The following is a 21,488-nucleotide window of genomic DNA, read 5'->3' as shown; positions in this document are numbered from 1 at the left end:
GGCTAGCCGTCAGCCCTTTCCAGCCAGGCGCGGGCGATCTCCTCGCGGGTCGCGAACCAGACCCCTTCAAACTGCCTGGCGTATTCGATGAATCTCTTGATCGCCCGGACCCGACCCGGACGACCCACCATGCGTGGGTGCAGTCCGATCGACATCATGCGCGGTCCGGTCGCGGAATCCTCGTAGAGGACCTCGAAGCTTTCCTTCATGTATTCGAAGAAGTCCGAGGCCTGGGACAGGCCGGGCGAATTCCAGTAGCGGAAGTCGTTGACGTCGGCGGTATAGGGCACGACGAGATGGCGGCTGCCCTCGACCTCGACGAAGTAGGGGACGTCGTCGTTGTAGGCGTCGGAGTCGTAGAGAAAACCGCCTTCCTCGGCCACCAGCCGGCGGGTGTGGATGCTGGCGCCGTAGCGGCAGTACCAGCCGACCGGCCGCTTGCCACAGGTGCGCTCGAAGGATTCGACGGCGAGGCGGATATGCTCGCGCTCCTCTGCTTCGCTGAGGCGAAAGACTTCCTCCCAACGATAGCCATGGCTGCAGATCTCGTGGCCACCGGCGACGGCCGCCTGGGCGACGTCGGGATTCTGTTCGAAGGCCACCGCACAGGCGTGGAAGGTCGCGCGTACCGATTGTTCGTCGAGTATGTCGAGGATCCGCCAGATGCCGACCCGGGAGCCGTATTCGTACATGGATTCCATGGCCAGGTTGCGGGTGCCGGCGGGGATGGCGTAGCTGCCCCATTCGGTCATCGACTCCTGGTCCGGATCGCCCATGGCGAGCGAGCGCTCGGAGCCTTCCTCGTAGTTGATCACCAGGCTGATGGCCAGACGGGCGCCGTTGGGCCAGGTGCCTTGCGGCCGTTGTCTTCCATAACCGACCAAATCGCGTGCAGGTGACAGCATCGGGATCTACTCCTGAAGTGATTGTTGTGAACTACCCGGTGAGCGCTTGGGCTCAGCAGTCGATGTCCTTCAGCCGTTCATGGTCGAAGGCGCCATCGGTATCGCCCTGGCTGAAGGCGAGTCCCATGGCCAGGGTCTGGGCGATACAGAAGGAGGCGGTGAGGGAGCGAAAGCCCAGCAGCTCGGCATCGTTGACCTCTATCACCGTCTCCGCCATCTTTCCGATCGGACTCAACACGGTGTCGGTGATGGCCACCAGCGTCACACCCGCCTCGCGCGCCTGCCGGCAGGCTTCGACGGTGTCCCTCGCGTAGGGTGGAAAACTCACCGCGATCAGCAGGTCGTCCTGGGCGATGGCGCTGACCTGTTCCGGCAGGGTGCCGCCGCCACCGCTGATCTGCACGGCGCGTCGGCCCACGCGGGCCAGGGCGTAGCTCAAATAGGCGGCCACCGGAAAGGCCCGCCGCAGACCGATGACGAAGGTCGTGCGCGCCAGCTGCAGATGGGCGATGGCGGCTTCGATATTGGCCTGCTGGTCGCCTTCCGCCAGGTGTTCCAGGGACACGATATTGGCCTGGCTGAATTCCCGCAGGATCGCCCCGACGTCGCTGGGGTCATCCAGCAGCTTTTCCCCACCGTAGTGCCGGATGCGCTCGCTGTGGGTGGCCGCGGCCTGTTGCAGCGGCGCGCGAAACAGCCGCTGCAGATCCTTGAAACCGGCGAAACCCAACGCCTGCGCCAGCCGGATATAAGCCGCCGGGGCGATGTTGGAGCGCTTGCCCAGTTCGGCGACCGTGCTGAGGGCGATCTCGTGGGGATTGTCGATGAGGAAGCGGGCCGCATCGCGCAGGCGCTCCGACAGGTGTTCGTGCTGGGCGGTTATGCAATCGCGCAGCTCCGCAAGGGTTTCCGGTAAGGCCATGAAAAACGCTCGGCAGGTGGAAAGGAGAGGCGCCGGTCAGCGCAATTCGGTGATTGCCTGATCGAGCGCGGCGATGAGACGGTCGATTTCTTCGAGCGTGTTGTAGTGCGCCAGCGACACCCGTACCACGCCGCCCTGGGGCGCCAGGCCCAGGGCTTCGATCAGGCGTCGGGCATAGAAGTCGCCGAAGCGGATGCCGATTCGCTGCTCGTCGACCTTGAGCACCACGGCTTCCGAGCGCACGCCTTCCACCACGAAGCTGATCGTGGGCACGCGCGCCTGGACGCTGGTCTTGCCGATGATGCGGACCCCGGGGCGCTGGCGCAGAAAGCCCAGCAGTCGTTCGGCGAGGGCATCTTCCTGGATCTCGAAGGCGTCGAATGCTGCCTGCATCCGCTCGCGCTCGCTACCCTGGATGCCCAACTGGTTGGCGATGTCGAGCAGGTAGTCGGAGATGCCGATGCAGCCAAAGGACAGCTCGTAGTTGACGTTGCCGGGCTGCAGTTTGTAGGGCACCACCTCCTGGCCGATGAAGAAGTGGTTGAGGCTGGGAAAGTCCAGCAGCAGGTCACGACGGCCCCAGAGCACGGCGAAGTGCGGTCCGAAGGTCTTGTAGAAGCTGTAGACATAGAAGTCGGCGCCGCTGGCCTGCACATCGACCAGCCGGTGTGGCGCATAGGCCACCGCATCCACGCACAGCTGCGCCCCCACGGCATGCACGCGGCGGGCGATCTCGGCGACGGGATTGATCGAGCCGAGGATGTTGGAGGCGTGGGTCACGGCTACGTAGCGGGTCTTGTCGCCGAGCAGCGCCTGCAGGTCGTCCAGTTCCAGCTCGAGGCTGTCGGGATCGACCTCCCAGACACGCAGGGTGGCGCCGCGGTCTGCGCAGAGCCGGACCCAGGGGCCGATGTTGGCCTCGTGGTCGCAGTTGGTGACGATGATTTCATCGCCGGGCGCGATCGAGGGGGCGATGGCGCGGCAGAGTATCTGCAGCAGGTGGGTGGTCGAGCCGCCCATGATGACTTCGTCGGGATGAGCCGCGTTGATCAGCTGCATGACCGAGCGGCGCGCCTGCATCACCCGTTCGCCGGCCGCGACCGAGGGCGCGTAGGAGGCGCCCAGCTGGACGCTGCTGTTGAGCAGGTAGTCGGCCACCCGGTCGGCGACCCCTTGCAACACCATGGAACCACCGGCGTTGTCCATGAAGGCGTAGTCGCCGGCCAGACCGGGAAACTGCTTGCGAACGTATGCGATATCGAGGGGATTCACGCGACTCTCTCCAGCCAGGATCAGTGGTGCAGGATGGCCTGCAGGAAGGCCCGGGTGCGGGGTTCCTGAGGGGCGGTAAAGAAGGGTTCCGGGGTGTTCTGTTCGACGATGCGGCCGCTTTCCATGAAGATCACCCGGTCGGCGACGCGCCGGGCGAAGCCCATTTCATGGGTCACCACGACCATGGTGACGCCGGAGCGGGCCAGGTTCTGCATGACGTCGAGCACCTCGCCGACCATCTCCGGGTCCAGCGCCGAGGTGGGCTCGTCGAAGAGGATGGCGCGCGGCTCCATGGCCATGGTGCGGGCGATGGCGACCCGCTGCTGCTGGCCGCCGGACAACTGGCTCGGGTACTTGTGGGCGTGATCGCCCATGCCGACCTTGACCAGCAGCTCCCGCGCGCGGGCGTGGACCTCGCGCCGGTTCAGGCCGCGCACCCGGATCGGCGCCAGCGAGACGTTGTCCAGGACGTTCAGGTGCGGATAGAGGTTGAAGCTCTGGAAGACCATGCCCACTTCGCTGCGAATACCGGCCAGGCGCGGTCCGTTCTCGACCCGTTCCCCGGCCACGCGGATATGGCCCTGCTGATAGTTTTCCAGCAGGTTGATGCAGCGGATCAGCGTCGACTTGCCGGAGCCGGACGGGCCGAGGATGACCACCACCTCGCCTTCCTCCACCTGCAGATTGATGTCGCTCAGCGCCTGGAAATTGCCGTAGTACTTGTCGAGGTGTTCGATGTCGATCAGGGTGCTCATGCGGTCTTGCCTCCCATGGCATTGCGTCTTTCGACCCAGCTGACCAGTTGCACCATGGGCAGGAGCAGCAGCAGATAGAGCAGGGCGGCGCCCACCAGCGGGGTAGGGTTGGCCGTCAGGGCCTGGGCCTGGGTGGCCTGCTTGAGCAGGTCCGGCATCGCCACCACCGAGGCGAGGGCGGTGTCCTTCATGACGTTGATGCAGTTGCTGGTCATGGGCGGCAGCACGATGCGGATCGCCTGGGGCAACACGACGTCGCGCATGGTGTTGAAGAAGCTCATGCCCTGGGCGGCCGACGCCTCGAACTGACCGCGGGGAATGGCTTCGATGCCCGAGCGAAAGATCTCGGCGCTGTAGGCGCAGGACACGAGGGACAGCGCGCTGGCCGCTGCCGCGAAGGAGGACAGGCGGATCCCGACGAAGGGCAGCGCGTAATAGATCAGGACCAGCAGGACCAGCAGCGGGATGGACCTCATGATGTCGATGTAGATGCGTGCCAGCAGCCGGACCGGGGCGTAGGAATACAGCCGCAGCAGCGCCAGCAACAGCCCGCCGACCAGCCCCAGGACGATACTCACGAGGCCCAGCAGCACGGTCACGCCCAGGCCCCGGATCATCAGGGGGAGCGATTCGACGAGCACGTTCCAGTTGAAGAAGGTTTGCAGAAGATCCATGGGATACCTCGGTCACGGCCCGGGGCGCGCGGACGGCGTCCCGGGCCTGCAGCAGCGGCAGGACTCACTTGGGCGCGGCGGAGACCTTCAGGGTGCTCGACTCCTTGTCGGCCTCGGTACCGAACCACTGTTTGTGGATGGCGCCCAGGGTGCCGTCTTCCTTCATCTTGCTGATGATGTCGTTGACCTGATCGCTCATGGCCCAGCCCTTGGCATGCATCAGCGAATAGCGTTCACCGGTGGGGATGCGGGCGACGACGGTGAATTGCGGCTTGTCCTTGATGTAGTAGAGGACGGCGGGGATATCGCTCAGGTAACCATCGATGCGCCCGGAGCCCAGGTCCAGCATGGCCGGTGACAGCCCTTCGTAGCGCGAAACGTCGGCGAACTTGTATTCGTTCCTGTGCTGGCCGATCCACATGTCGCCGGTGGAGCCGGTATCGACACCCACGACCTTGCCATTCATGTCCGCCAGGCTTTTCACCTTGGAGTTGGTCAGGGCGGTCAGCGACTGGTCGCTGTCGAAGTAGGGTTGAGCGAAGGCGACCGATTCCAGGCGTTTGGGCGTGATGGTGATGGACGAAATCGCGATGTCCACGCGTTTCGACTGCACCGCGCTGAACAGCCCGTTGAAGGGAATGTTGACGAAATCCACGGTCTTGCCGGCCCGTTTCGCCACTTCCTTCACCACATCGACTTCAAAGCCGACGAAGTCACCCTTGGCGTCCTGGAACTCCCAGGGCACGTTGCCGACGTTGGCACCCACCGTCCAGTCGGCTGACCAGGCGGGCAGGGCTACTGCGGCGGTCATGAGCAGACCCAACGCTATCTTCGCTTTCATCTTCACTCCCTATTTTTCGGTGCGGTCAGTGGCTTGTTCCTTACGACGTCGAGCCGAGAGTAAGGCGATGAAATTTTTTATTCAATAGGCTTTTTTTATGAATATTTTGCTCCAAAATTGTGCGACGTAGCTCGATGAATGCTCTGCCGTAGGGGCTTTGCGCGGGTTTTTCTGGCTGCATTTTCAGTCGATGGCCGGCGCTAGACACCTCCAGCGGCCGGTCGCACGCATGCCCGAAAATGAGTCACGCGACCTTTGGCTAGACGCTCGGCCCGGCAGCTCTCTTGCTGTCAGCGGACGAATGACAGCCTCCTCTGCAGCAGTGCGGCCGGATCGTGGTCGACTGGCCTTGGGCTATCTCCGGCTACGGGCCTGTCTGGTCCCTTGATACTTCCTCAGGACAAGCACCGCCGGCAGCCCGCTACGGGCTCAGGCCGGTCTGGAACGGCGCGAATTTCCCCTATGTCCTTGTTGCGACTACAGTTGTCTGACTAATTCAACAATGCCAACAAGGAAAGCCCGATGTCCGCTCCGTTCTTCCGCACCACCCTCGCTGCCGTTCTCGCCTGCTGTATCGCCGTGCCCGCCAGTGCCGCGCTCGATGCGCGCATCCAGACTGCCGCGGAGCAGGCCAAGGCGCCGACGCTCAAGCTGCTGGAGCAACTGGTCAACATCGACTCGGGTTCCGGCTACGAGCCCGGCCTGAGCGAGGTGGGCAAGCTGGTCAGCGCGGAATTGAAGACACTCGGCGCCACGCTGCAACAGGTGCCCAATACCGCGCCGGACAAGAGCCAGCACCTGGTGGCCACGCTCAAGGGCAGCGGCAAGGCGAAGATTCTCCTGCTGGCGCACATGGACACGGTGTTCAAGGAAGGCACCGCCAAGGCCCGGCCGTATCGCACCGATGAAAAACGCGCCTATGGTCCGGGCGTGTCCGACGACAAGGGCGGCATCGTGGTCGCCCTGGCGGCGCTGGAGATCCTCAAGCAGCTCGACTTCAAGGACTACGGGCAGATCACCCTGTTGCTGGACGCCAGCGAGGAAACCGGCTCCCAGGCCGCCACCGAGCTGATCGCCAGTACCGCCAAGCAGCACGACGTGACGCTGAATCTGGAGCCCGGTCGACCGGCCGATGGCCTGGTGGTGTGGCGCAAGGGCAGCGCCACCGCCGTGGTGGAGGTCAAGGGCAAGTCGTCCCACGCCGGCGTCTCGCCGGAGCTGGGGCGCAACGCCGCCACCGAGGTGGCGCACCAGGTGCTGCAACTGGGCAACCTGGGCGATGCGGAAAAGAAGACCTCGGTCAACTTCACCGTGATCGAGGCGGGCGAGCGCATCAACGTGATTCCCGATCACGCCGTGGCGAAGGCCGACGTCCGCGCGGCGCTGCCCGAAGAATTCGATCGGGTGGAAAAGGACCTGGCGCGCATCGCTGCCAACAAGCAGATCCCCGATACCGAGGTGACCACGCGGCTGGAGCGTGGCCTGCCGCCGATGCCGCAGACGGCGGCGAGCGATCGGCTGCTGGCCATGGCCCAGGGCATCTATGGCGAGCTGGGCCGCAAGCTGACCGTCGAAGGCAGCGGTGGCGCCGCGGATGCCAGCATCGCCGCCGGTGCCGGCGTGCCCACCCTGGACGGCTTCGGCATCGTCGGCGGCAAGCTGCATACCCCGGAGGAGTACGTCGAACTGGACAGCGTGGCGCCGCGTATCTATCTGCTCACGCGCATGCTGGTGGAGCTGTCCAAGGGTCAGTGACGGCCTGGGCCCCCTGATGCATGGGGGCCAGCGCCCAGCGGCCAGCGATCAGGGCGCGCAGTTGCCCGCCTTGGTGAAGCCGGCCGCCTTCGCCTCGGCTTCCGAGGCGAACGTGACCTGGTTCTTCGGCGACACCTGGGCGTAGCTCGGGCAGCCTTGCGGCAGGTGATAGACGTGGCTGTTGCGGTTGCCGATGATCGCGCCCTGGCTGGCAGCGGCAGGGCTATCGGTCCTGGCCGGTGCCTTCGGCGCCGATTTCGGTCCGGGCAGCGGGCTGACGATGCCGTCGCCGACCGGCTGGTAGCCCAGCGTCCAGTGCCGCTCGCCGGACACGAAGGGATTGCCGTAGCCCATCACCGCGGCGATGCGTCTGTCCCGTTCGCGCTCCCAGGCGGTGACCGGCTGCTGCTTGTCCCAGGCCATGAGCAGTTGCTGCTGCTGGCGCGACATGTTCAGGCCGTAGCGATCGAACATGTAGAAGGTGACCCGGGCGACCAGTCCCTTGACCTCGTCGCGCGGTTCGGCGGCGCGTTCCTGGAAGTCGATCTTGGTCGTGCAGCGGCCATATTGGGGCTGCACGCCCTGGGCCATGCCGTAGTTGAAATTGGCCCGGTCCCCATTCACCTCGCCCACGGCGGGGTAGAGGTTGAAGAGGTCGGCCTCCATGGCCCGGAACACCGGGTCATCCGCCACGCAGTGTTCGCGGCCGCCGTTCTGCCAGCACTGGCGCTGATGACCAAAGGTCCAGGCCGGCACGATATGCTCCCATTCGGTGCGCTCCCCTCGGGTTTCCTGCTTGCGTGCCTGGAAGCCGCAGGAGGCGGCATCGACGCGCCCCCCGGACTTGCCGACCCACTCCCATTGGCAGCCGCAATAGAGGTCGCCCTGGGCGCTGGTGTTCTGGTCGAAATAGACTTTTTGTTTGGCGATTACCTTGGCTTCGACAAAGGTATCGGGCGCAGCGGCGAACGCGGAGGAGGCCAGCAGCGTGGCCAGGAGAAGCGAGAGCAGAGGACGCATGTATCTTCACGGCTTATTTAGGGCGCCGAATTGTATAGCTTTTGCCGGGCTGATGGCGGGTGCAAAGGTTCGGGGGAGCAAAGGAAGCGCTCTAGCCCGAGGGGTCGGGAAACACCACGGTGGAACGCATATTCAGCAACAATGAGATTCGCTACGATTTGTGAACCAAATCTCAAAAACTTGTCTGATGACGCAGTCTGCACATCTGTCGGAGTTTTCTATGAATGGCCCCAACCCCTGCTGTGATCTGGGTATGAGCACCTCGTTGCTGGAGCAGGAGCTGGCCGAGCGCAAGACGCGTCTGGCCCAGGCCCATGCCCAGGCCCAGGCCGATGCCCAGCGCCAGTTCCTGTCCTATGCGGACGAGCACGCCTGCATCGCCGTGCTGGAGCGGGCGCTGGCCAAGGCCTATCGGTTTTTCTAGTGTCTGGCGGCCGGCGCCTGGCGTGAGGCGCCCGGAGTCCGGCTTAGGGAGGCGCCTATTCAGGCGCTCCTTCGGCACTGAGTCGACTAGCGCCTCAATTCTGGTTGTAGCAGCCGTTGCCGAACACCTGGTAATCCAGCTCATGTTCCCGGCCGGCGTGATCCAGGTAGTCGAGGCGGGCCGTGACGATCCCGCATTGGGCGCTCAGGTCGGTCTGGCTGACCACCCGGTCGACGTCGAGGGGGACGAAGAAGCCGGGCTGGTCGTGGATCAGGACGGGATGGTCGGGAGCGGCCAGGGCGGAGCCGGTGGCGAGCAGACCGAAGAGACCGAGCAGCAGTGCTTTCATGATGAGTCCTCTTGAGTGGGGTAGCTATTCGCTGACCGGGCCACTCTAGGAGGACAGGGGGGACGTCAGCCTGACCGGCGCATGACAAATTGGTCATGGAGGTTGTCGCCTGGTTGCGCAGAAGGCCGAGAGATCCGCGCGGACCTCTTACCAGGCGCCCAACGCTCAGACCGAGCAGTCCAGTGTCTTGCCCGGCACCCGGCGCCGCCCGCAGGACAGCATGACGATCACCAGGACGCAGCCGATGAGGATGGCCCCTGAGGACAGCACGAAAAGGCTGCGCCGGTCGTTGCCTTCGATGATCAGGCCCAGCAGGGTCGGCGCCGCCGCGGCCGAGGCGACCTGCACCACGCCGACCAGCTTGGTCAGGCGACCGCTCGGATCGTGGGTCACCACCAGCGACATGTAGTAGGACAGCGCCAGGTTCCAGCCGAACTTCATCAGGAACACCGCGAGCAGCAGATCCGCAGCGGTGTGGATGCGCGTGGCCAGCAGGTAGATGGCGCCGAGCACGGCCAGGGAGCCGGTGAGAATCATCGGCACCCGGCCGAGGTGCCGCCCGGCCAGGCTCGGCAGCGCCGCACCGGGCAGGCCGCCGAGCAGGCCGAGGCTGATCGCCCAGCCGATATCGACCGGTGCCACCCCGGCGTCGCTGGCGATGCCCTCGACGAAGCCCCACAGCGAATAGATCGACAGCTGCAGGAACAGCATGCCGAGCAGCGAGCAGACGCCGATCACCGTCAGGCCGGAGCGTAGCGACGCCTGGGAGACGGATCGTGTTTCCGGGCTGTGCCTGGCCGGCAGGCAGAGGCTCAGCAGGCAGACCAGGGCGAACCAGGCTGCCAGGTAGTAGATCGCCCCGGCGAAACCCTGCCACTGGGCGATCATCGGCATGATCACTGCGCTGCTGGCGAACAGGGCGGTCTGCACGAACAGCAGGATGCCAAAGGACCTGTCCTGGCCCGGCATGCTGCCCAGCCAGTAGATGGCGTAGGAGTAGAGCACACCCGAGCAGAGACCCGAGAGACCGCGCAAGGCCAGCAGCGGATCGAGCGCGGTGACGCTGGCGGTCGCGGTGTTGGCGAACAGCAGGAGCAGGGCGGTGCCCAGGGCCAGGGTGCGTGGACCGAGGAAGCAGATCATCGGCAGGTACAGCAGCGTCCCGACGATGGAGCCGCACATCTCCACGGACAGGGTCCAGCTCTGCTGCGCCAGGCTCAGGCCGAGGCGTTCGGTCAGCAGTCCGATAAAGATCGGCTGCACACCGATGACGAGGATCGAGGCGGCGGCGATGGCGATGCACGCGGCGCGTACCAGGGTTTGATGGGCGATGGTCATGGTCATTTACCTGCCGGCTAGGCCACGACGGGGCCTGCCGTTTCAGTAGAAAGCCGTGCTGCGAGAGGGGTGGGCGGTCAGGTGAGGCGATAGCAATGGATGGCGACCTGGTCGGCGGCGGGATAGCCCACCTTGCCGATCATCACGCTACGGGTCAGCCAGTCGAGCCTGCCGCTGGCCACCTGGAAGCGCGGCGTGCAACTGCAGTGATAGTCCTCCTCGGCGATGGGCCAGAGGCCCTGGGCGACCTGCGCCCGGCCCCGGTCGCTGAGGGTGATCAGGCCGGTGTTGTGGATGTTGATCCACTCGCCCTGGTCGCTGCGCAGGCTGTAGCGAGCGTCCAGCTCGCCCACGCCATCGCTGCGCAGCAGATAGAAATCCGCGCCGCCGGCGATGACTTCGCCGCGCACGTTCAGGCCTTCGAACTGCCCGCCGGTGATGCGGTAGTTGCTGCGCTGGCCATCCGTGCAGGCGCCCAGGCCATCGGCCGGATCGATGAGCACATGCAGGCTCAGCACCCATTCCAGCGTCGGCACGGCGATCCCGTTTTCTGTCTTGGTATTCATCACGCTCTCCTGTGCCCCTCGGGGGCAGTGGTGGCTGGTGGTCAGTAGCGATAGGTGAAGTACAGCTCGAGGGCGCTGAAGCGCTCGTTATCGCCGAACGCCTGGCGGGCGGCCGACCTGGCCTGCACCCAGTTGTACGAGAGCGAGCCGTAGAACTGCCGGTTGGGGGTCCAGTCGAGATACACCGCGGTCTCGTCGGCGAAACGTCGATCGCTGACCGCGGCGCCGCGGAAGTTGGCCTGGTCGAGCCAGAACTGGTAGTGGATGACGCCGAGGGTGAGGGTGTCGCCGAGGCGGTTCTTCAGCGAGAACTGCTGGACGCGCTCGTTGCTGTTGAACAGCAGGTAGTTGCCCACCACGTCGCCGATCAGCCAGGTGCTCCAGTCCGTGAACCCCTTGCTCAGCGGGTCCCAGGCTTTCTGGCGATTGTCAGTCGGGTTGCTGTCACCGGAGAAGACGGCGTAGCGATAGCCGAGGGTGGGGCTGAAGGGCAGGTCCTGGAATTGATAGTCGGCCTGGGCGTACCAGGCCCTGGCGTCGTAGCTGAGGGCGCCGTCACCGCCGCGCTGCACCGCGTATTCGCCATTGAGGGCGAGGTTGGGCAGGCCCGGCAGGTGACCACGCAAGGCCCGCAGGTTGTATACCCGCATGCCGTCGCGGCGGACCGCGGTGCTGTCTCGGCTGGCCAAGGTATCGACCGTCATGGCCAGGGCGCCGAGGGTCACCTGGCCGTCGAGGTCGTAATCCAGGTTGGCGCCGCTCAGGCGGAAGTCGCCGTAGTGATCGTCGGTGCGCAGGGTGAAGACCTGGGCCTGGGCCGGACCTTGCCCCCACGCCAGGATCGCCGAGTCGCGAAAGGCAGTGCGCGGACCGAGCCAGTAGGCGCCATCGCCGAACAGATCGAGATTGCCGTCCATGACGATGAAGCCGGTGCCGACCATGAAATTCTGGCGGCCCGCGGTGAATTTCCAGTCGCCCAGCTGCACCCCGGCATAGAGCTCTTCGGGGGCGAAACGGCCGTCCGAACTGCGGGTGAAGCCACCGGCATCGCCGTCGCCAAAGGTGGTGGCGCCGACCACCGAGCCCCCGGCGAGCAGATGGAGCCTGTCGCTGAGCGAATAGTCGAGCGTGACGCCGGGTTTGACGTAGAACTCCTGCCAGGCGCTGCGGCTGCCGTTGTTCTGGCCGCTGCGGGCATCCACGCGCCCGGCACCGAAGTTGACGCCCCGGGTGCTGATGGAACCGGCGCCCACCGTCAGGTTGAGGTCACCTCTGAGATTCTCGTAATCGAACGCATAGCCCGCCAGGGCCGGCTGGCTGGCCAGCGGCAGGCCGAGCGCCAGCAGCACGCCGGGAAGGCGCTTGGTTGTGCACATGTGGAGCTCCTGACTATTTTTCTTGTATTACAGGGCAGTGAAGGATGGCCAAGGCGACCACCGGATACCTGACAGTGCAGGTGGGAGCGCTGGCGAGCCGGCGCTCTTCGATCTCGTTAGGGGTGGATCAACCGCGCAACCGGGCGGCAATGGCGCGCAGCAGGCGAACGGTATCGATGTCCAGTTCGGTGACCGCCTCGGGCAGCGACGACTGCTTGACGATCACCACCTTCGAGGCGAAGTCGACGAACAGGTACTGGCCGTGGATACCGCTGGCCATGAGGGCCGGGCTGTGGTCATTGAAGACGTACCACTGGCTGCGATAGGAGGCGCCCGGGGTCCAGTCGGAGAAGTCCTGGTGTACGCCATAGACGGCCGGATCCCCGCCGGCCGCGATGGCCTCGATCACCGCCTGGTCGATGACCTGCTGGCCATCGACCACACCGCCATTGGCCAGCATCAGGCCGAAGCGGCCCATGTCGCGCAGCGTGGCGTTGAAGCCGGCGCCGGCGACGCTGCGGCCCCAGGGGTCGGCCATGAAGTAGGCGTCGCGCTCGCAGCCGAGTTGCTGCCATACCCGCTGCAACTGCTCGGCGCAGCCCAGGCCGCTGGCGCGCTCCATCACCCAGGCCAGCACCTCGGTGGTGGCGGTCACGTAGTGGAAGAGGCCGCCGTGCTCGCCTCTTTTGCGCAGCGATGGCAGGTACTGGTACAGCGACTCGTACTGGGCGTACGCGGGCAGGGCCGGCTTGAAGCCACAGGCGTAGCCGTACTGGGAGCTTTCCGAGGTGGGATCGTCGTAGAGCTCTGTGTAGTGGACGCCCACGGCCATGTCGAGCAACTGGCGGACGGTGGCGTCACCGAAGGCGCTGCCGGCCAGTTCCGGCACATAGCGCTGGGTCAGCGCCTGGGCATCGAGCACGCCATCGTGGATGAGTTGCTCGCCGAGCAACCCGATCAGCGACTTGGTGACCGAGAACATGATGTGGCGGTCGGTGGCGACCTGGCCGTTGAAGTAGCGCTCGTACACCACCCGGCCCTGGTGCAGCACCAGAAAGCCGTCGGTCTTGCTGGCCTGCAGATGGTCGAGGGCGCTGACGCTGCGGCCGCAGCTGCTCTCGAATCTCAGTGCTTCGAGGGCCTCGGGTGCATGGGCCAGCACCCTGTCCGGTCGCGGTCCGGCCGCCACCTCGATGGTAGGGCGCAGGCGCGCCAGATTACGGAAGCCCCAGCGATTGAACGGCGGTGACATCCAGTTGGCCCAGGTCACGCGCCGGTCCGGCTCGGCCGGAAAACCCTGCATCAGTACGGGCTCTTGTTCTTGTCTGTCGTACATCTCGCTGACTTCCCGACTCCGGGAAACCAGGGAGCGATCGAGGCTCTGGTTCATCAGACTCATCCTGGCAGTGGCCCTGCGTAGAGCAGGTACGAGAAAATAATTAACCCTGTTAATTTCTTTAGTCAATAAAATATTTTCTGTACCGAAGCCTGGCCAGCTATCCTCTCTGGCACCCCAGGAATCAGGAGCGACGGTGAGCGGGCTACGCGAACGTCAGAAGGAATCACGCCGCACCGCCATCTCGGCCGCGGCGGTCATGCTGTTCCAGCGCCAGGGCTTTCGCGAGACAACCGTCGAGCAGATCGCCCGCGAAGCCGGCGTCTCGGCGCCCACGGTGTTCAAGTATTTCGGCAGCAAGCACGAGATCATCCTGGAGATGATCAAGGAGTCCGATCGCCGGGCCCTGGTCGACGTGCGCCGGCACCTCCGCGACTTCGCGGATCCCGTCGATGCGCTCTGCCACCTGGAGCACCTGCTGGTCAGCTACGCGCTGGATGTCCTGCCCGCCGCCCTCTGGCGCGAGCTGCTGCCGCTGGTGCTGGTGGGGGGCGACAGCGGCCTGCCCCTGGCCTACCGGCAGATGAACAGCGGCCTGCAGGACGAGATCGCCAAGGTGCTGCGCGAGTTGCAGGCCGCCGGCAAGTTGCGCGCCGACCTGGATGTGCAACTGGCCGCCTTTCTGCTCAACGACTACTCCCATCTGCAGCTGCTGCGGCTGACGGCCAGTGACCCGCTGGATCGCGAAGGCCACGCGGCCAACGTGCGCAACACCACGCGCCTGATCTTCGAGGGCATGCGCGCGCTGCCGGCGTGAGGCGCCAGCGGCGTCATCAGCCGTGGCAGTGTCTTTGCGGGTCGGCTGGCGTCTCGTCAGGTTTCGCTCAGGGGTGCTCTACGGCGCTACGATTGCGAGGGCAGGGGGCAGGCGAAGCGGATCGCGGCGCCAACCCAACAGTGAGCCGACCAAGGCGAGCGCCTCTCACCTATCCCGGCAGGGAGGTGCCCAGCCCTTTTCAGATGCGCCTATAGTGAGTCCGCGTGCAGCAGGTGAACGTTGAACCGCCTTATCGGATCGATACTCCTGCCGTATCCAACGGGCCGGTGCGGCGCGTGCGGGCTGCGCAGAACAACAAGGTAATGGAGTGCTTATGCCTATAGCGGGCTTCTTGATGCTGGTGGGTTGCTATCTGGCGGGCGTCTATCTGACGACTCATATAGGCGGCATTCCGGCCAGCGTCATAGGAATCATCGTCCTCTTCGCCCTGCTGATGCTCTTGCGTCGCGTGCCGGAAGGCGTGGAGACCATGGCCGGCAACCTGCTCAAGTACCTGCCGCTGATGCTCGTGGTGCCGGCGGTGGGCATCGTCGATTTCAGCGGTCTCGAGGCGTCGGTGTGGTTGCGCCTGGTACTGGTCATCGCGCTGTCTCTGCTGGTCACGGTGCCGCTGTGCGGCTGGTTGCTGCAGTACCTGATCGGACGGAGCAAAGACCATGGCTGATCAATCCCTCGCACCCCTGCTGGCCCTGTCCCTAACGCTCGCGGCCTATCAGCTGGCGCTCGTGCTGCAGCAGCGCCTGCGCCTGGTCATGCTGCAACCGGTGCTGGTCACCACGGCCATCGTCGCCACCGTGCTCTGGATCGATGGCATTCCCTACGAGCAGTATCGAAGCGCCAGCGGGATGCTCGCTATGCTGCTCGGGCCCACCACCGTGGGCCTGGCCGTTCCACTCTACAAGAATGCCCAGCGGGTGAGGGCACTCTGCACGCCGCTGCTGATAACCCTCGTGGTCGGTGGCGTGGTGGGCGTCTCCCTGACCCTGGCCCTCGGCTGGCTGTTCGGCTTGTCCGAGACCCTGCTGATGAGTCTGGTGCCCAAATCGGTCACCATGCCGATCGCCTTGCCGCTGGCGGATCATTTCGGTGGCATCGCGCCCCTGACCGCGGTGATCGTCATGCTGACCGGCGTGATCAGCACCACGCTGGCGCTGCCGCTGCTCAAGGTCTGCAAGGTGGAGGATCCGGCGGCCCGCGGCCTGACCCTGGGCATGAACGGCCATGCCATAGGCACCGCCCATGCGTTGCGCGAAAGTCAGGAGACGGCGGCCTTTTCGGCACTTGGCATGATCCTGCTCGGCATCCTGACGGCACTGGTACTGCCCTGGGTGCTAGGTGCTTGAGCGACCTTGCCCGAGCGGGCGGGAAGGGGCGTGGCAGGCCAGTCCGGGCGTCACGGCCTCGGGGGCTCCTGCAGGGCTCGCCGCAGACCGGCATGGCCCAACGAAAAGGCGATGCCGTCCTCGGCCAGGCCCAGACCCGCGTTGATCCAGGTGTCAGCGGCGTAGCGCTTGCGCAGTCCTATCGCGACCCGGGCGGCGACACAGGCCGCCGTCGCCCCGATCACGGCAGGCAACAGCCTTGGTTGCCGCCGCGCGCCGGCGAGAGCTGCCGCGCTGAGGCCGCCGGACAGGGCACGGACCAACATAGAGGGCGCTATGGTACGGTCCGGGGCGAAGGGCAGTTTGTCGCCCAACAGCTCGCCGGCCGCCAGGGGCAGCAGGTACTGCCGTACGGGCTGCGACGCGAGCGTGCGAGCGGGTTCGCAAGCTTCGTCGAGGTCCGCACGTTCCGCCAGTGCCCGGCTGACCAGGGTCGGCGCCAGCATGCTGCGCATGCCCGTCACCACGCCAATGGCCAAGGCGCCCCACAAGACATTGCGGGCTGTCGTCATCGTCGAGTCTCCCAATGGTCGTTCCAATAGGGACCGAATCCACGGGTGGCTGTTCAGCTGGATGGCACCACGGGTCGCACGCCTGCTCGTATCCAGGGATGCCCGCCTTCCGGTCTCGCGGCGCGGACGCTCTCGCTACCGGTCCTGTCGTCAGGAAGCGGCGACGCTCCTGCCGGATGGGGTGTGATCAGGCACTTAGCAGTGCCCGGACGTGGGGCCGCCAGGGTTTGTGGACCAGCCGGCCCTTGAGCAGGTCGGCATCGGTATCCAGCAGCCGCGAGGTCCGGAAATGGTCCCAGTCGTGCTGGAAGGCCGAGCGCGAACGCAACAGCTGGAGCTGCGCCAGCACCACCTGTTCTTCCTCGGCCGAGCTGCAGGGGTCGATCCAGTCGATGCGGCGGTGCTCGCGATCCACCTTGCCGGCCATGACCAGGTGGCCGTGACGATCGGAGACGGAGATCCGCTTGGGGTGAAAGTCGAGCGCCGCCACGGGGATCGGATAGCGATCCTGGCGGACCGCCGCCAAGGCGATCCGGAGAACGTCATCAAGCACGCCGCATTGGCCGAGCTGAATATGCCCAGCGACATGGAAGGTGCCACGCCCGGCGTCTTCGAAGCGCTTCATCGTCCCGTGCAGCAGGATGGTGAATTGCCGCTCGAACAGATCCTGGCGAAGGGAAGTGCCCGGTACATAGGGGTTGCTGACGAAGGGCTGGCCTTCGAAGTGTTGAATGATCAGATCCATGATGCCTCCAGCGTCCTGGAATCCATCATGCCCCCGAAAGGATGATGGATTCCTTAAGGGTAGACGACGCAGGCGGGAAGCCAAGTCGGGCCGGTGATCCGCACCCCGCCCGGCGGAGGGAGTAGGGACCTTGCCATCTGATCATCGCCGCACCCCATGGCTTGCCTGGAGCAGGGACGGAGGGTGCGCGCCCGAGCCGTCCACCTGAATTCGGCGGGCGGCTCGTGAGGAGGCAGGTGCGCGCCCGAGGCCTAGGCGAGGTTCAGTGACTGCTCGGGGCTATCAGAAGCGAAAGGCCTGGCGACCGATCAGCAGCCAGTGGCCGTTCTGTTTCTGCCAGATCTGGAAGTTTTCGATTTCGGTGGGCACGACCTTCCCGCTGTTCACGGCCTGGGCGGAAAAGTGATTGCGCACCAGGGCGACGTCGCCGGACAGCGTGATCTTCTGATTGAGCATCTTCAGCTCGTTGAAGGCGCTTTTGCCCGTTTCGATGTCGGCGATGAAGGCCTTCTTGTCCTGAATGTTGCCGCTCGAATGGCCGTAGGTCAGGTTGTCCGCGGTCAGGGCATCGAGTTGCGCGATATCCTTGTGCCACATGGCTTGGGTCAGCTTGTCGACCGCAGTGGCGACATCGCCTTCATCGCCGGTAGCCGCGGCGACATAGCCGCTGAACAGACACAGGAAACCTACCGCCAATTTCAGCTTTTTCATGCGCGTATCCTTTTGTTGTAGTTGTCGGAAAGGGGGCGTAGCAGACGTCACAGGACGACCCTTCTTGTCGGTCATCGTATGACTATGGGATTGTGCCTGGCGGAAAGGCGTAAGGCCAGCCCTGGCCACATTCCGCGGAAGGCGGAATGCCTGGCCTGTTGGCTGCGACTGGCTGGCACCTGCAGGTGCCCGCAGAACCCAACCCGAGGCCGGCAAGCGCCGGGATGCTGGGCCCGCGCGTCTGGGCACTGCCTGAGCGCAGGGACCAAGGTGCCTAGGGCCCTCATGAGTGGTCATTGCCGCGACCGCAGCGAGCCGACAGCAATTGACGGCGGTGCAGGGCTAGAAGGCGAAGCACGAGCAGCCGAAGGCTCCCCAGAAGCCCTGGTGGTCACTGACCGGCACCGAGCTGCGGCGTGCGCGATCGTGCTGGTGCTGGTGAACGGCGCAGGAGCCGATGCACTGGTGGAGGCTGGCCGCCAGCGGGGCCGCGGGGCGCCAATGGCCAGGTACGATGGCCACCGGTGACCAGTCCGGCATGACCGGTACGGCTGGCGGTGCCAGGTCAGCGAATTCACCGGCGGCATGCACCACCTTGCCCCCGACCACCGTCAGCACCGATTCGAGCCATTTGATCTGCTCTTCCTCGACGCTGAAGAAATCGGCCGAGAGCGCCACCAGATCGGCCAGCTGGCCGACCTTGAGCTGTCCCTTCTTGCCTTGCTCGCTGGAGAACCAGGCGCTGCCGTGGGTGAAGAGCTGCAGGGCGGTGGCCCGAGGCAGGCCTTCCGGATAGAGGCTCATGCCGCCGACGGTCTTGCCGCTCACCAGCCAGTAGAGCGCCGTCCAGGGGTTGTAGCTGGCCACCCGGGTGGCATCGGTACCCGCCCCGACCGGTACGCCTTCGGCGAGCATGCGCTTGATCGGTGGGGTGGCCTCGGCCGCCTGGGCGCCGTAGCGGTCGACGAAGTATTCGCCCTGGAAGGCCATGCGATGCTGGATGGCGATGCCGCCGCCCAGGGCCCGGACACGCTCGATGTTGCGCGGGCTGATGGTTTCGGCGTGATCGAACAGCCACGGCAGGCCGTTGAAGGGGATGTCGCGATCGACCTTTTCGAAGACATCGAGCATGCGCGAGATGGACTCGTCATAGGTGGCATGCAGCCGGAACGGCCAGCGCTGCTCGACCAGATGGCGCACCACCGGCTCCAGTTCATCTTCCATGCTCGGGGCCAGATCCGGCCGGGGTTCGAGAAAGTCCTCGAAGTCGGCGGCGGAAAACACTAGCATCTCGCCGGCGCCGTTGTGTCGGAGAAAGTCGGTGCCCTGGTGCAGGGTGACGCTGCTCGTCCAGTGCTTGAAGTCGTTCAGCTCCTCCTTGGGCTTCTGCGTGAAGAGGTTGTAGGCGATGCGCACGGTGAGCTGGTCGTTGTCGGCCAGCTGCTGGATCACCTGGTAGTCCTCCGGGTAGTTCTGGAAGCCGCCGCCGGCATCGATGGCGCTGGTGACGCCCAGGCGATTGAGTTCGCGCATGAATTGCCGGGTGGAGTTGACCTGGTATTCCAGCGGCAGCGTGGGCCCTTTGGCCAGGGTCGCGTAGAGGATGAGGGCGTTGGGCCGGGCGATCAGCATGCCGGTGGGATCGCCCTTGGCATCGCGCTGGATCTCGCCGCCGGGTGGGTTGGGGGTGTGACGGTCATAGCCCACCGCCCGGAGCGCCGCTCGATTCAACAACGCGCGATCGTAGAGGTGCAGCACGAAGACCGGCGTGTCCGGCGCGGCCCGATTCAGTTCCTCGACGGTAGGCATGCGCTTTTCGGCGAACTGGAATTCCGTCCAGCCACCCACCACCCGCACCCACTGCGGCGTGGGCGTGCGCTCGGCCTGCTCCTTGAGCATACGCAGGGCATCCGCCAGCGACGGAACACCCTCCCAGCGCAGCTCCAGGTTGTAGTTGAGGCCGCCGCGGATCAGGTGCAGGTGCGAGTCATTGAGGCCGGGGATCACACAACGCTGCCGCAGATCGATCAGCCGCGTCGCCGTGCCACGAAAGGCCATGGCCTCGGCATCGGTGCCCACCGCGATGAAGCGGCCATCCCTGATCGCCACGGCGGTGGCCTGGGGTTGCTGGGGATCGACGGTGTGCAGGCGGCCATTGAACAGAATCAGATCGGCGCTCATGGGTAGGGTCCTTGTGAACGAACGGAAGGGTTGTAGAGGGCGAAAGGGTGAGGGCAGGGGCCGGGGCCACGCCCTAGGCGGGGTCGGCGGTCAGCCAGGGATCCAGCATCCGCGTGGCCAGCGGCATGAACAGGTACACCACCAGCACCACGATGCTCAGGGTGATCAGCAGGTTGCTCATCAGGTAGCCGGCCAACCAGGGCGCCACGCCGAATACCGGTTGCCAGAGCGCGGGTACCAGCAGGCTCAGGGGCAGAATGACCAGGAAGCTGACGACCACCTGCTTCCACCGCGGCGGTGCCTGCTCGGCCGGCCGGGGCGCGAACCAGAAGTCCTTGCCGAGCCGGACCTCGGTGTTGTCGCCGTCCTGCAGCCATCCCTGTGCCTGGCTGACCAGCCACTGCCGGGCGGAGGACGCGAGCCATTCCTGCAGGTGCTGCATCTCGTCGAAGCGCAGCACCGAGGTGAACTGCAGGGCATCGCCATGGCGCTCCCGGCCGACGTCCACCCCGAGGTGCCCCGGGAATTGACTGGCGGCCTCGATGGTCTGGTGCAGCCAGGTTTCGTAGCGCTGTTCGTGCTGCGGATGGACCTGGTGGCGGACGACCAGGGTCGCGGTAGTAAGAGCGGGGTTCATGAGCAGGACTCCTGCCTGGACTGGGGAAGCGCCAGCCCCGCCTGATACGGTGGGGCTGGCAGGGGCTCAGACGGCGGCGGCGACCGGGGCCAGGGTGGGGCCGTGGGCGATACGCTCGGGGGCCTTGTGCACCATGGTGTAGGCGTAGTCGACGCCCATGCCGTAGGCGCCGGAATGCTCCTTCACCAGGGCCATGACGGCGTCGTAGGTGTCGCGGTTCTTCCAGTCGCGCTGCCATTCCAGCAGGACCTGCTGCCAGGTCACCGGAATCACGCCGGCCTGGATCATGCGCTGCATGGCGTAGTCGTGAGCGGCCTGGGTGGTGCCACCCGAGGCGTCGGCGACCATGTAGATCTCGTAGCCGGCATCGTGCATGGCGGAGAGGGCGAAGGTGGTGTTGCAGACTTCCGTCCAGAGGCCGGAAACGATGATCTTGTTGCGGCCATTGCGCTTGAGCGCATCGCGCACCTTCTGGTCGTCCCAGGAGTTCATGGAGGTGCGCTCCAGCAGCGGCGCCTCGGGGAACACGGCGAGCAGCTCGGGATAGGTGTGGCCGGAGAAGCTTTCGGTTTCGACCGTGGTGATGATGGTCGGCACGTTGAAGATCTTGGCGGCCTTGGCCAGGCCGACGGTGTTGTTCTTCAGGGTCTGGCGATCGATGCTCTGGACGCCAAAGGCCATCTGCGGCTGCTGGTCGATAAAGATCAGCTGGCTGTTCAGGGGGGTCAGGACTTCGGTTTTGGAGTTGTTCATGGCTTCACCTATCGATTGAGTGTGGTTTGGGATGTGCTCCGGGCGGCGATCTGGGCGGCTCGCCTTCAAGGGGGCGATGGCCTCGGTCGCAGCGGTTGTGACCGGAACTGCTATCCAAGGTAAGGGATCAATCGAGGCTGTGCTTGTGCACTTTTGCGCCTTTGAAAGCGCAAATTTGCGCCATTGGATTCGCCTG

Annotated in this window: 23 protein-coding genes; 5 read left to right on the top strand and 18 right to left on the bottom strand. The window is 65.3% G+C overall.

What is annotated here, in order from left to right; all coding sequences use genetic code 11:
- Positions 1–2 precede the first annotated feature (2 nt).
- The 6 genes from DBY63_RS00645 to DBY63_RS00620 form a co-directional block, all read right to left on the bottom strand.
- Positions 3–905 (bottom strand): allantoinase PuuE, encoded by a 903-nt coding sequence (locus DBY63_RS00645; RefSeq protein WP_027599758.1) that lies wholly within the window; start codon positions 903–905, stop codon positions 3–5.
- Positions 906–957: 52 nt separating this feature from the next.
- On the bottom strand, positions 958–1,827 hold the full coding sequence (locus tag DBY63_RS00640) for a MurR/RpiR family transcriptional regulator (protein WP_027599757.1): 870 nt from the start codon (positions 1,825–1,827) through the stop codon (positions 958–960).
- Between the two features lie 36 nt (positions 1,828–1,863).
- Positions 1,864–3,099 carry a cysteine desulfurase-like protein gene (locus DBY63_RS00635; RefSeq protein WP_027601968.1) on the bottom strand — a complete coding sequence of 412 codons (1,236 nt, stop codon included), beginning with the start codon at positions 3,097–3,099 and terminating at the stop codon, positions 1,864–1,866.
- Positions 3,100–3,119: 20 nt separating this feature from the next.
- Positions 3,120–3,854 (bottom strand): amino acid ABC transporter ATP-binding protein, encoded by a 735-nt coding sequence (locus DBY63_RS00630; RefSeq protein ID WP_027599755.1) that lies wholly within the window; start codon positions 3,852–3,854, stop codon positions 3,120–3,122.
- On the bottom strand, positions 3,851–4,528 hold the full coding sequence (locus DBY63_RS00625) for an amino acid ABC transporter permease (RefSeq protein WP_027599754.1): 678 nt from the start codon (positions 4,526–4,528) through the stop codon (positions 3,851–3,853). Before DBY63_RS00625 ends, DBY63_RS00630 begins: the two co-directional genes overlap by 4 nt.
- A gap of 64 nt (positions 4,529–4,592) precedes the next feature.
- The gene (locus DBY63_RS00620; RefSeq protein ID WP_027599753.1) at positions 4,593–5,369 is read right to left on the bottom strand and encodes a transporter substrate-binding domain-containing protein; all 777 of its coding nucleotides are present in this window, start codon (positions 5,367–5,369) and stop codon (positions 4,593–4,595) included.
- 522 nt (positions 5,370–5,891) lie between these two features.
- Between DBY63_RS00620 and DBY63_RS00615 the strand changes: the two genes are divergently transcribed.
- Positions 5,892–7,124, top strand: coding sequence for a glutamate carboxypeptidase (locus DBY63_RS00615; protein WP_108581032.1), 1,233 nt, complete (start codon positions 5,892–5,894; stop codon positions 7,122–7,124).
- 48 nt (positions 7,125–7,172) lie between these two features.
- On the opposite strand, the gene DBY63_RS00610 is transcribed toward DBY63_RS00615, so the two are convergent.
- Positions 7,173–8,135, bottom strand: a complete 963-nt coding sequence (locus tag DBY63_RS00610; protein WP_108581210.1) for an endonuclease — start codon at positions 8,133–8,135, stop codon at positions 7,173–7,175.
- Positions 8,136–8,364: 229 nt separating this feature from the next.
- Between DBY63_RS00610 and DBY63_RS00605 the strand changes: the two genes are divergently transcribed.
- Positions 8,365–8,568, top strand: a complete 204-nt coding sequence (locus tag DBY63_RS00605) for a hypothetical protein (RefSeq protein WP_108581031.1) — start codon at positions 8,365–8,367, stop codon at positions 8,566–8,568.
- Positions 8,569–8,662: 94 nt separating this feature from the next.
- Here the strand turns inward: DBY63_RS00605 and DBY63_RS00600 are convergent, their stop codons facing one another.
- From DBY63_RS00600 to DBY63_RS00580, 5 genes are all read right to left on the bottom strand, one after another.
- Positions 8,663–8,917 carry a DUF2790 domain-containing protein gene (locus tag DBY63_RS00600; RefSeq protein WP_108581030.1) on the bottom strand — a complete coding sequence of 85 codons (255 nt, stop codon included), beginning with the start codon at positions 8,915–8,917 and terminating at the stop codon, positions 8,663–8,665.
- A 165-nt stretch (positions 8,918–9,082) separates the two neighbouring features.
- The gene (locus DBY63_RS00595; RefSeq protein WP_108581029.1) at positions 9,083–10,255 is read right to left on the bottom strand and encodes an MFS transporter; all 1,173 of its coding nucleotides are present in this window, start codon (positions 10,253–10,255) and stop codon (positions 9,083–9,085) included.
- A 77-nt stretch (positions 10,256–10,332) separates the two neighbouring features.
- Complete coding sequence (locus DBY63_RS00590; protein ID WP_108581028.1) at positions 10,333–10,821, bottom strand: DUF3237 domain-containing protein; 489 nt, start codon at positions 10,819–10,821, stop codon at positions 10,333–10,335.
- 41 nt (positions 10,822–10,862) lie between these two features.
- Positions 10,863–12,197, bottom strand: coding sequence for an alginate export family protein (locus DBY63_RS00585; RefSeq protein WP_108581027.1), 1,335 nt, complete (start codon positions 12,195–12,197; stop codon positions 10,863–10,865).
- A gap of 127 nt (positions 12,198–12,324) precedes the next feature.
- Positions 12,325–13,533 carry a serine hydrolase gene (locus DBY63_RS00580; RefSeq protein ID WP_256594339.1) on the bottom strand — a complete coding sequence of 403 codons (1,209 nt, stop codon included), beginning with the start codon at positions 13,531–13,533 and terminating at the stop codon, positions 12,325–12,327.
- Positions 13,534–13,729: 196 nt separating this feature from the next.
- Between DBY63_RS00580 and DBY63_RS00575 the strand changes: the two genes are divergently transcribed.
- The 3 genes from DBY63_RS00575 to DBY63_RS00565 all read left to right on the top strand — a co-directional run bounded on the left by DBY63_RS00575 (position 13,730) and on the right by DBY63_RS00565 (position 15,714).
- Complete coding sequence (locus DBY63_RS00575; RefSeq protein ID WP_027601977.1) at positions 13,730–14,350, top strand: TetR/AcrR family transcriptional regulator; 621 nt, start codon at positions 13,730–13,732, stop codon at positions 14,348–14,350.
- A gap of 334 nt (positions 14,351–14,684) precedes the next feature.
- On the top strand, positions 14,685–15,035 hold the full coding sequence (locus DBY63_RS00570) for a CidA/LrgA family protein (RefSeq protein WP_027599748.1): 351 nt from the start codon (positions 14,685–14,687) through the stop codon (positions 15,033–15,035).
- On the top strand, positions 15,028–15,714 hold the full coding sequence (locus tag DBY63_RS00565) for an LrgB family protein (protein WP_108581025.1): 687 nt from the start codon (positions 15,028–15,030) through the stop codon (positions 15,712–15,714). Before DBY63_RS00570 ends, DBY63_RS00565 begins: the two co-directional genes overlap by 8 nt.
- Before the next feature lie 50 nt (positions 15,715–15,764).
- Here the strand turns inward: DBY63_RS00565 and DBY63_RS00560 are convergent, their stop codons facing one another.
- The 6 genes from DBY63_RS00560 to DBY63_RS00535 form a co-directional block, all read right to left on the bottom strand.
- The gene (locus DBY63_RS00560) at positions 15,765–16,265 is read right to left on the bottom strand and encodes a DUF4126 domain-containing protein (protein WP_108581209.1); all 501 of its coding nucleotides are present in this window, start codon (positions 16,263–16,265) and stop codon (positions 15,765–15,767) included.
- Positions 16,266–16,452: 187 nt separating this feature from the next.
- Positions 16,453–17,010: a hypothetical protein gene (locus DBY63_RS00555; RefSeq protein WP_108581024.1), complete on the bottom strand. Its 558-nt coding sequence runs from the start codon at positions 17,008–17,010 to the stop codon at positions 16,453–16,455.
- A gap of 282 nt (positions 17,011–17,292) precedes the next feature.
- Positions 17,293–17,721, bottom strand: a complete 429-nt coding sequence (locus tag DBY63_RS00550; protein ID WP_027599744.1) for a nuclear transport factor 2 family protein — start codon at positions 17,719–17,721, stop codon at positions 17,293–17,295.
- Positions 17,722–18,063: 342 nt separating this feature from the next.
- Complete coding sequence (locus DBY63_RS00545) at positions 18,064–19,902, bottom strand: amidohydrolase (RefSeq protein WP_108581023.1); 1,839 nt, start codon at positions 19,900–19,902, stop codon at positions 18,064–18,066.
- A gap of 73 nt (positions 19,903–19,975) precedes the next feature.
- Positions 19,976–20,539 carry an antibiotic biosynthesis monooxygenase gene (locus tag DBY63_RS00540; RefSeq protein ID WP_077172561.1) on the bottom strand — a complete coding sequence of 188 codons (564 nt, stop codon included), beginning with the start codon at positions 20,537–20,539 and terminating at the stop codon, positions 19,976–19,978.
- A 66-nt stretch (positions 20,540–20,605) separates the two neighbouring features.
- Positions 20,606–21,292 (bottom strand): hydrolase, encoded by a 687-nt coding sequence (locus DBY63_RS00535; RefSeq protein WP_027601982.1) that lies wholly within the window; start codon positions 21,290–21,292, stop codon positions 20,606–20,608.
- Positions 21,293–21,488: the final 196 nt, after the last annotated feature.

The organism is Pseudomonas sp. RIT411 (genome assembly GCF_003057735.2).
Taxonomy (GTDB): Bacteria; Pseudomonadota; Gammaproteobacteria; order Pseudomonadales; family Pseudomonadaceae; genus Chryseomonas; species Chryseomonas oryzihabitans.
The sequence above is the reverse complement of the archived record's forward strand: the minus strand, read 5'-3'. Positions and strand labels throughout refer to the sequence as shown.

Bases quoted from the DNA above. Each gene is read 5' to 3' on its own strand.
- DBY63_RS00550 (WP_027599744.1), bottom strand. From the start codon at position 17,721: ATGAAAAAGCTGAAATTGGCGGTAGGTTTCCTGTGTCTGTTCAGCGGC.
- DBY63_RS00630 (WP_027599755.1), bottom strand. From the start codon at position 3,854: ATGAGCACCCTGATCGACATCGAACACCTCGACAAGTACTACGGCAAT.
- DBY63_RS00600 (WP_108581030.1), bottom strand. From the start codon at position 8,917: ATGAAAGCACTGCTGCTCGGTCTCTTCGGTCTGCTCGCCACCGGCTCC.
- DBY63_RS00545 (WP_108581023.1), bottom strand. From the start codon at position 19,902: ATGAGCGCCGATCTGATTCTGTTCAATGGCCGCCTGCACACCGTCGAT.
- DBY63_RS00595 (WP_108581029.1), bottom strand. From the start codon at position 10,255: ATGACCATCGCCCATCAAACCCTGGTACGCGCCGCGTGCATCGCCATC.
- DBY63_RS00580 (WP_256594339.1), bottom strand. From the start codon at position 13,533: ATGTACGACAGACAAGAACAAGAGCCCGTACTGATGCAGGGTTTTCCG.
- DBY63_RS00640 (WP_027599757.1), bottom strand. From the start codon at position 1,827: ATGGCCTTACCGGAAACCCTTGCGGAGCTGCGCGATTGCATAACCGCC.
- DBY63_RS00625 (WP_027599754.1), bottom strand. From the start codon at position 4,528: ATGGATCTTCTGCAAACCTTCTTCAACTGGAACGTGCTCGTCGAATCG.
- DBY63_RS00540 (WP_077172561.1), bottom strand. From the start codon at position 20,539: ATGAACCCCGCTCTTACTACCGCGACCCTGGTCGTCCGCCACCAGGTC.
- DBY63_RS00605 (WP_108581031.1), top strand. From the start codon at position 8,365: ATGAATGGCCCCAACCCCTGCTGTGATCTGGGTATGAGCACCTCGTTG.
- DBY63_RS00560 (WP_108581209.1), bottom strand. From the start codon at position 16,265: ATGACGACAGCCCGCAATGTCTTGTGGGGCGCCTTGGCCATTGGCGTG.
- DBY63_RS00615 (WP_108581032.1), top strand. From the start codon at position 5,892: ATGTCCGCTCCGTTCTTCCGCACCACCCTCGCTGCCGTTCTCGCCTGC.
- DBY63_RS00535 (WP_027601982.1), bottom strand. From the start codon at position 21,292: ATGAACAACTCCAAAACCGAAGTCCTGACCCCCCTGAACAGCCAGCTG.
- DBY63_RS00555 (WP_108581024.1), bottom strand. From the start codon at position 17,010: ATGGATCTGATCATTCAACACTTCGAAGGCCAGCCCTTCGTCAGCAAC.
- DBY63_RS00585 (WP_108581027.1), bottom strand. From the start codon at position 12,197: ATGTGCACAACCAAGCGCCTTCCCGGCGTGCTGCTGGCGCTCGGCCTG.
- DBY63_RS00620 (WP_027599753.1), bottom strand. From the start codon at position 5,369: ATGAAAGCGAAGATAGCGTTGGGTCTGCTCATGACCGCCGCAGTAGCC.
- DBY63_RS00590 (WP_108581028.1), bottom strand. From the start codon at position 10,821: ATGAATACCAAGACAGAAAACGGGATCGCCGTGCCGACGCTGGAATGG.
- DBY63_RS00645 (WP_027599758.1), bottom strand. From the start codon at position 905: ATGCTGTCACCTGCACGCGATTTGGTCGGTTATGGAAGACAACGGCCG.
- DBY63_RS00565 (WP_108581025.1), top strand. From the start codon at position 15,028: ATGGCTGATCAATCCCTCGCACCCCTGCTGGCCCTGTCCCTAACGCTC.
- DBY63_RS00570 (WP_027599748.1), top strand. From the start codon at position 14,685: ATGCCTATAGCGGGCTTCTTGATGCTGGTGGGTTGCTATCTGGCGGGC.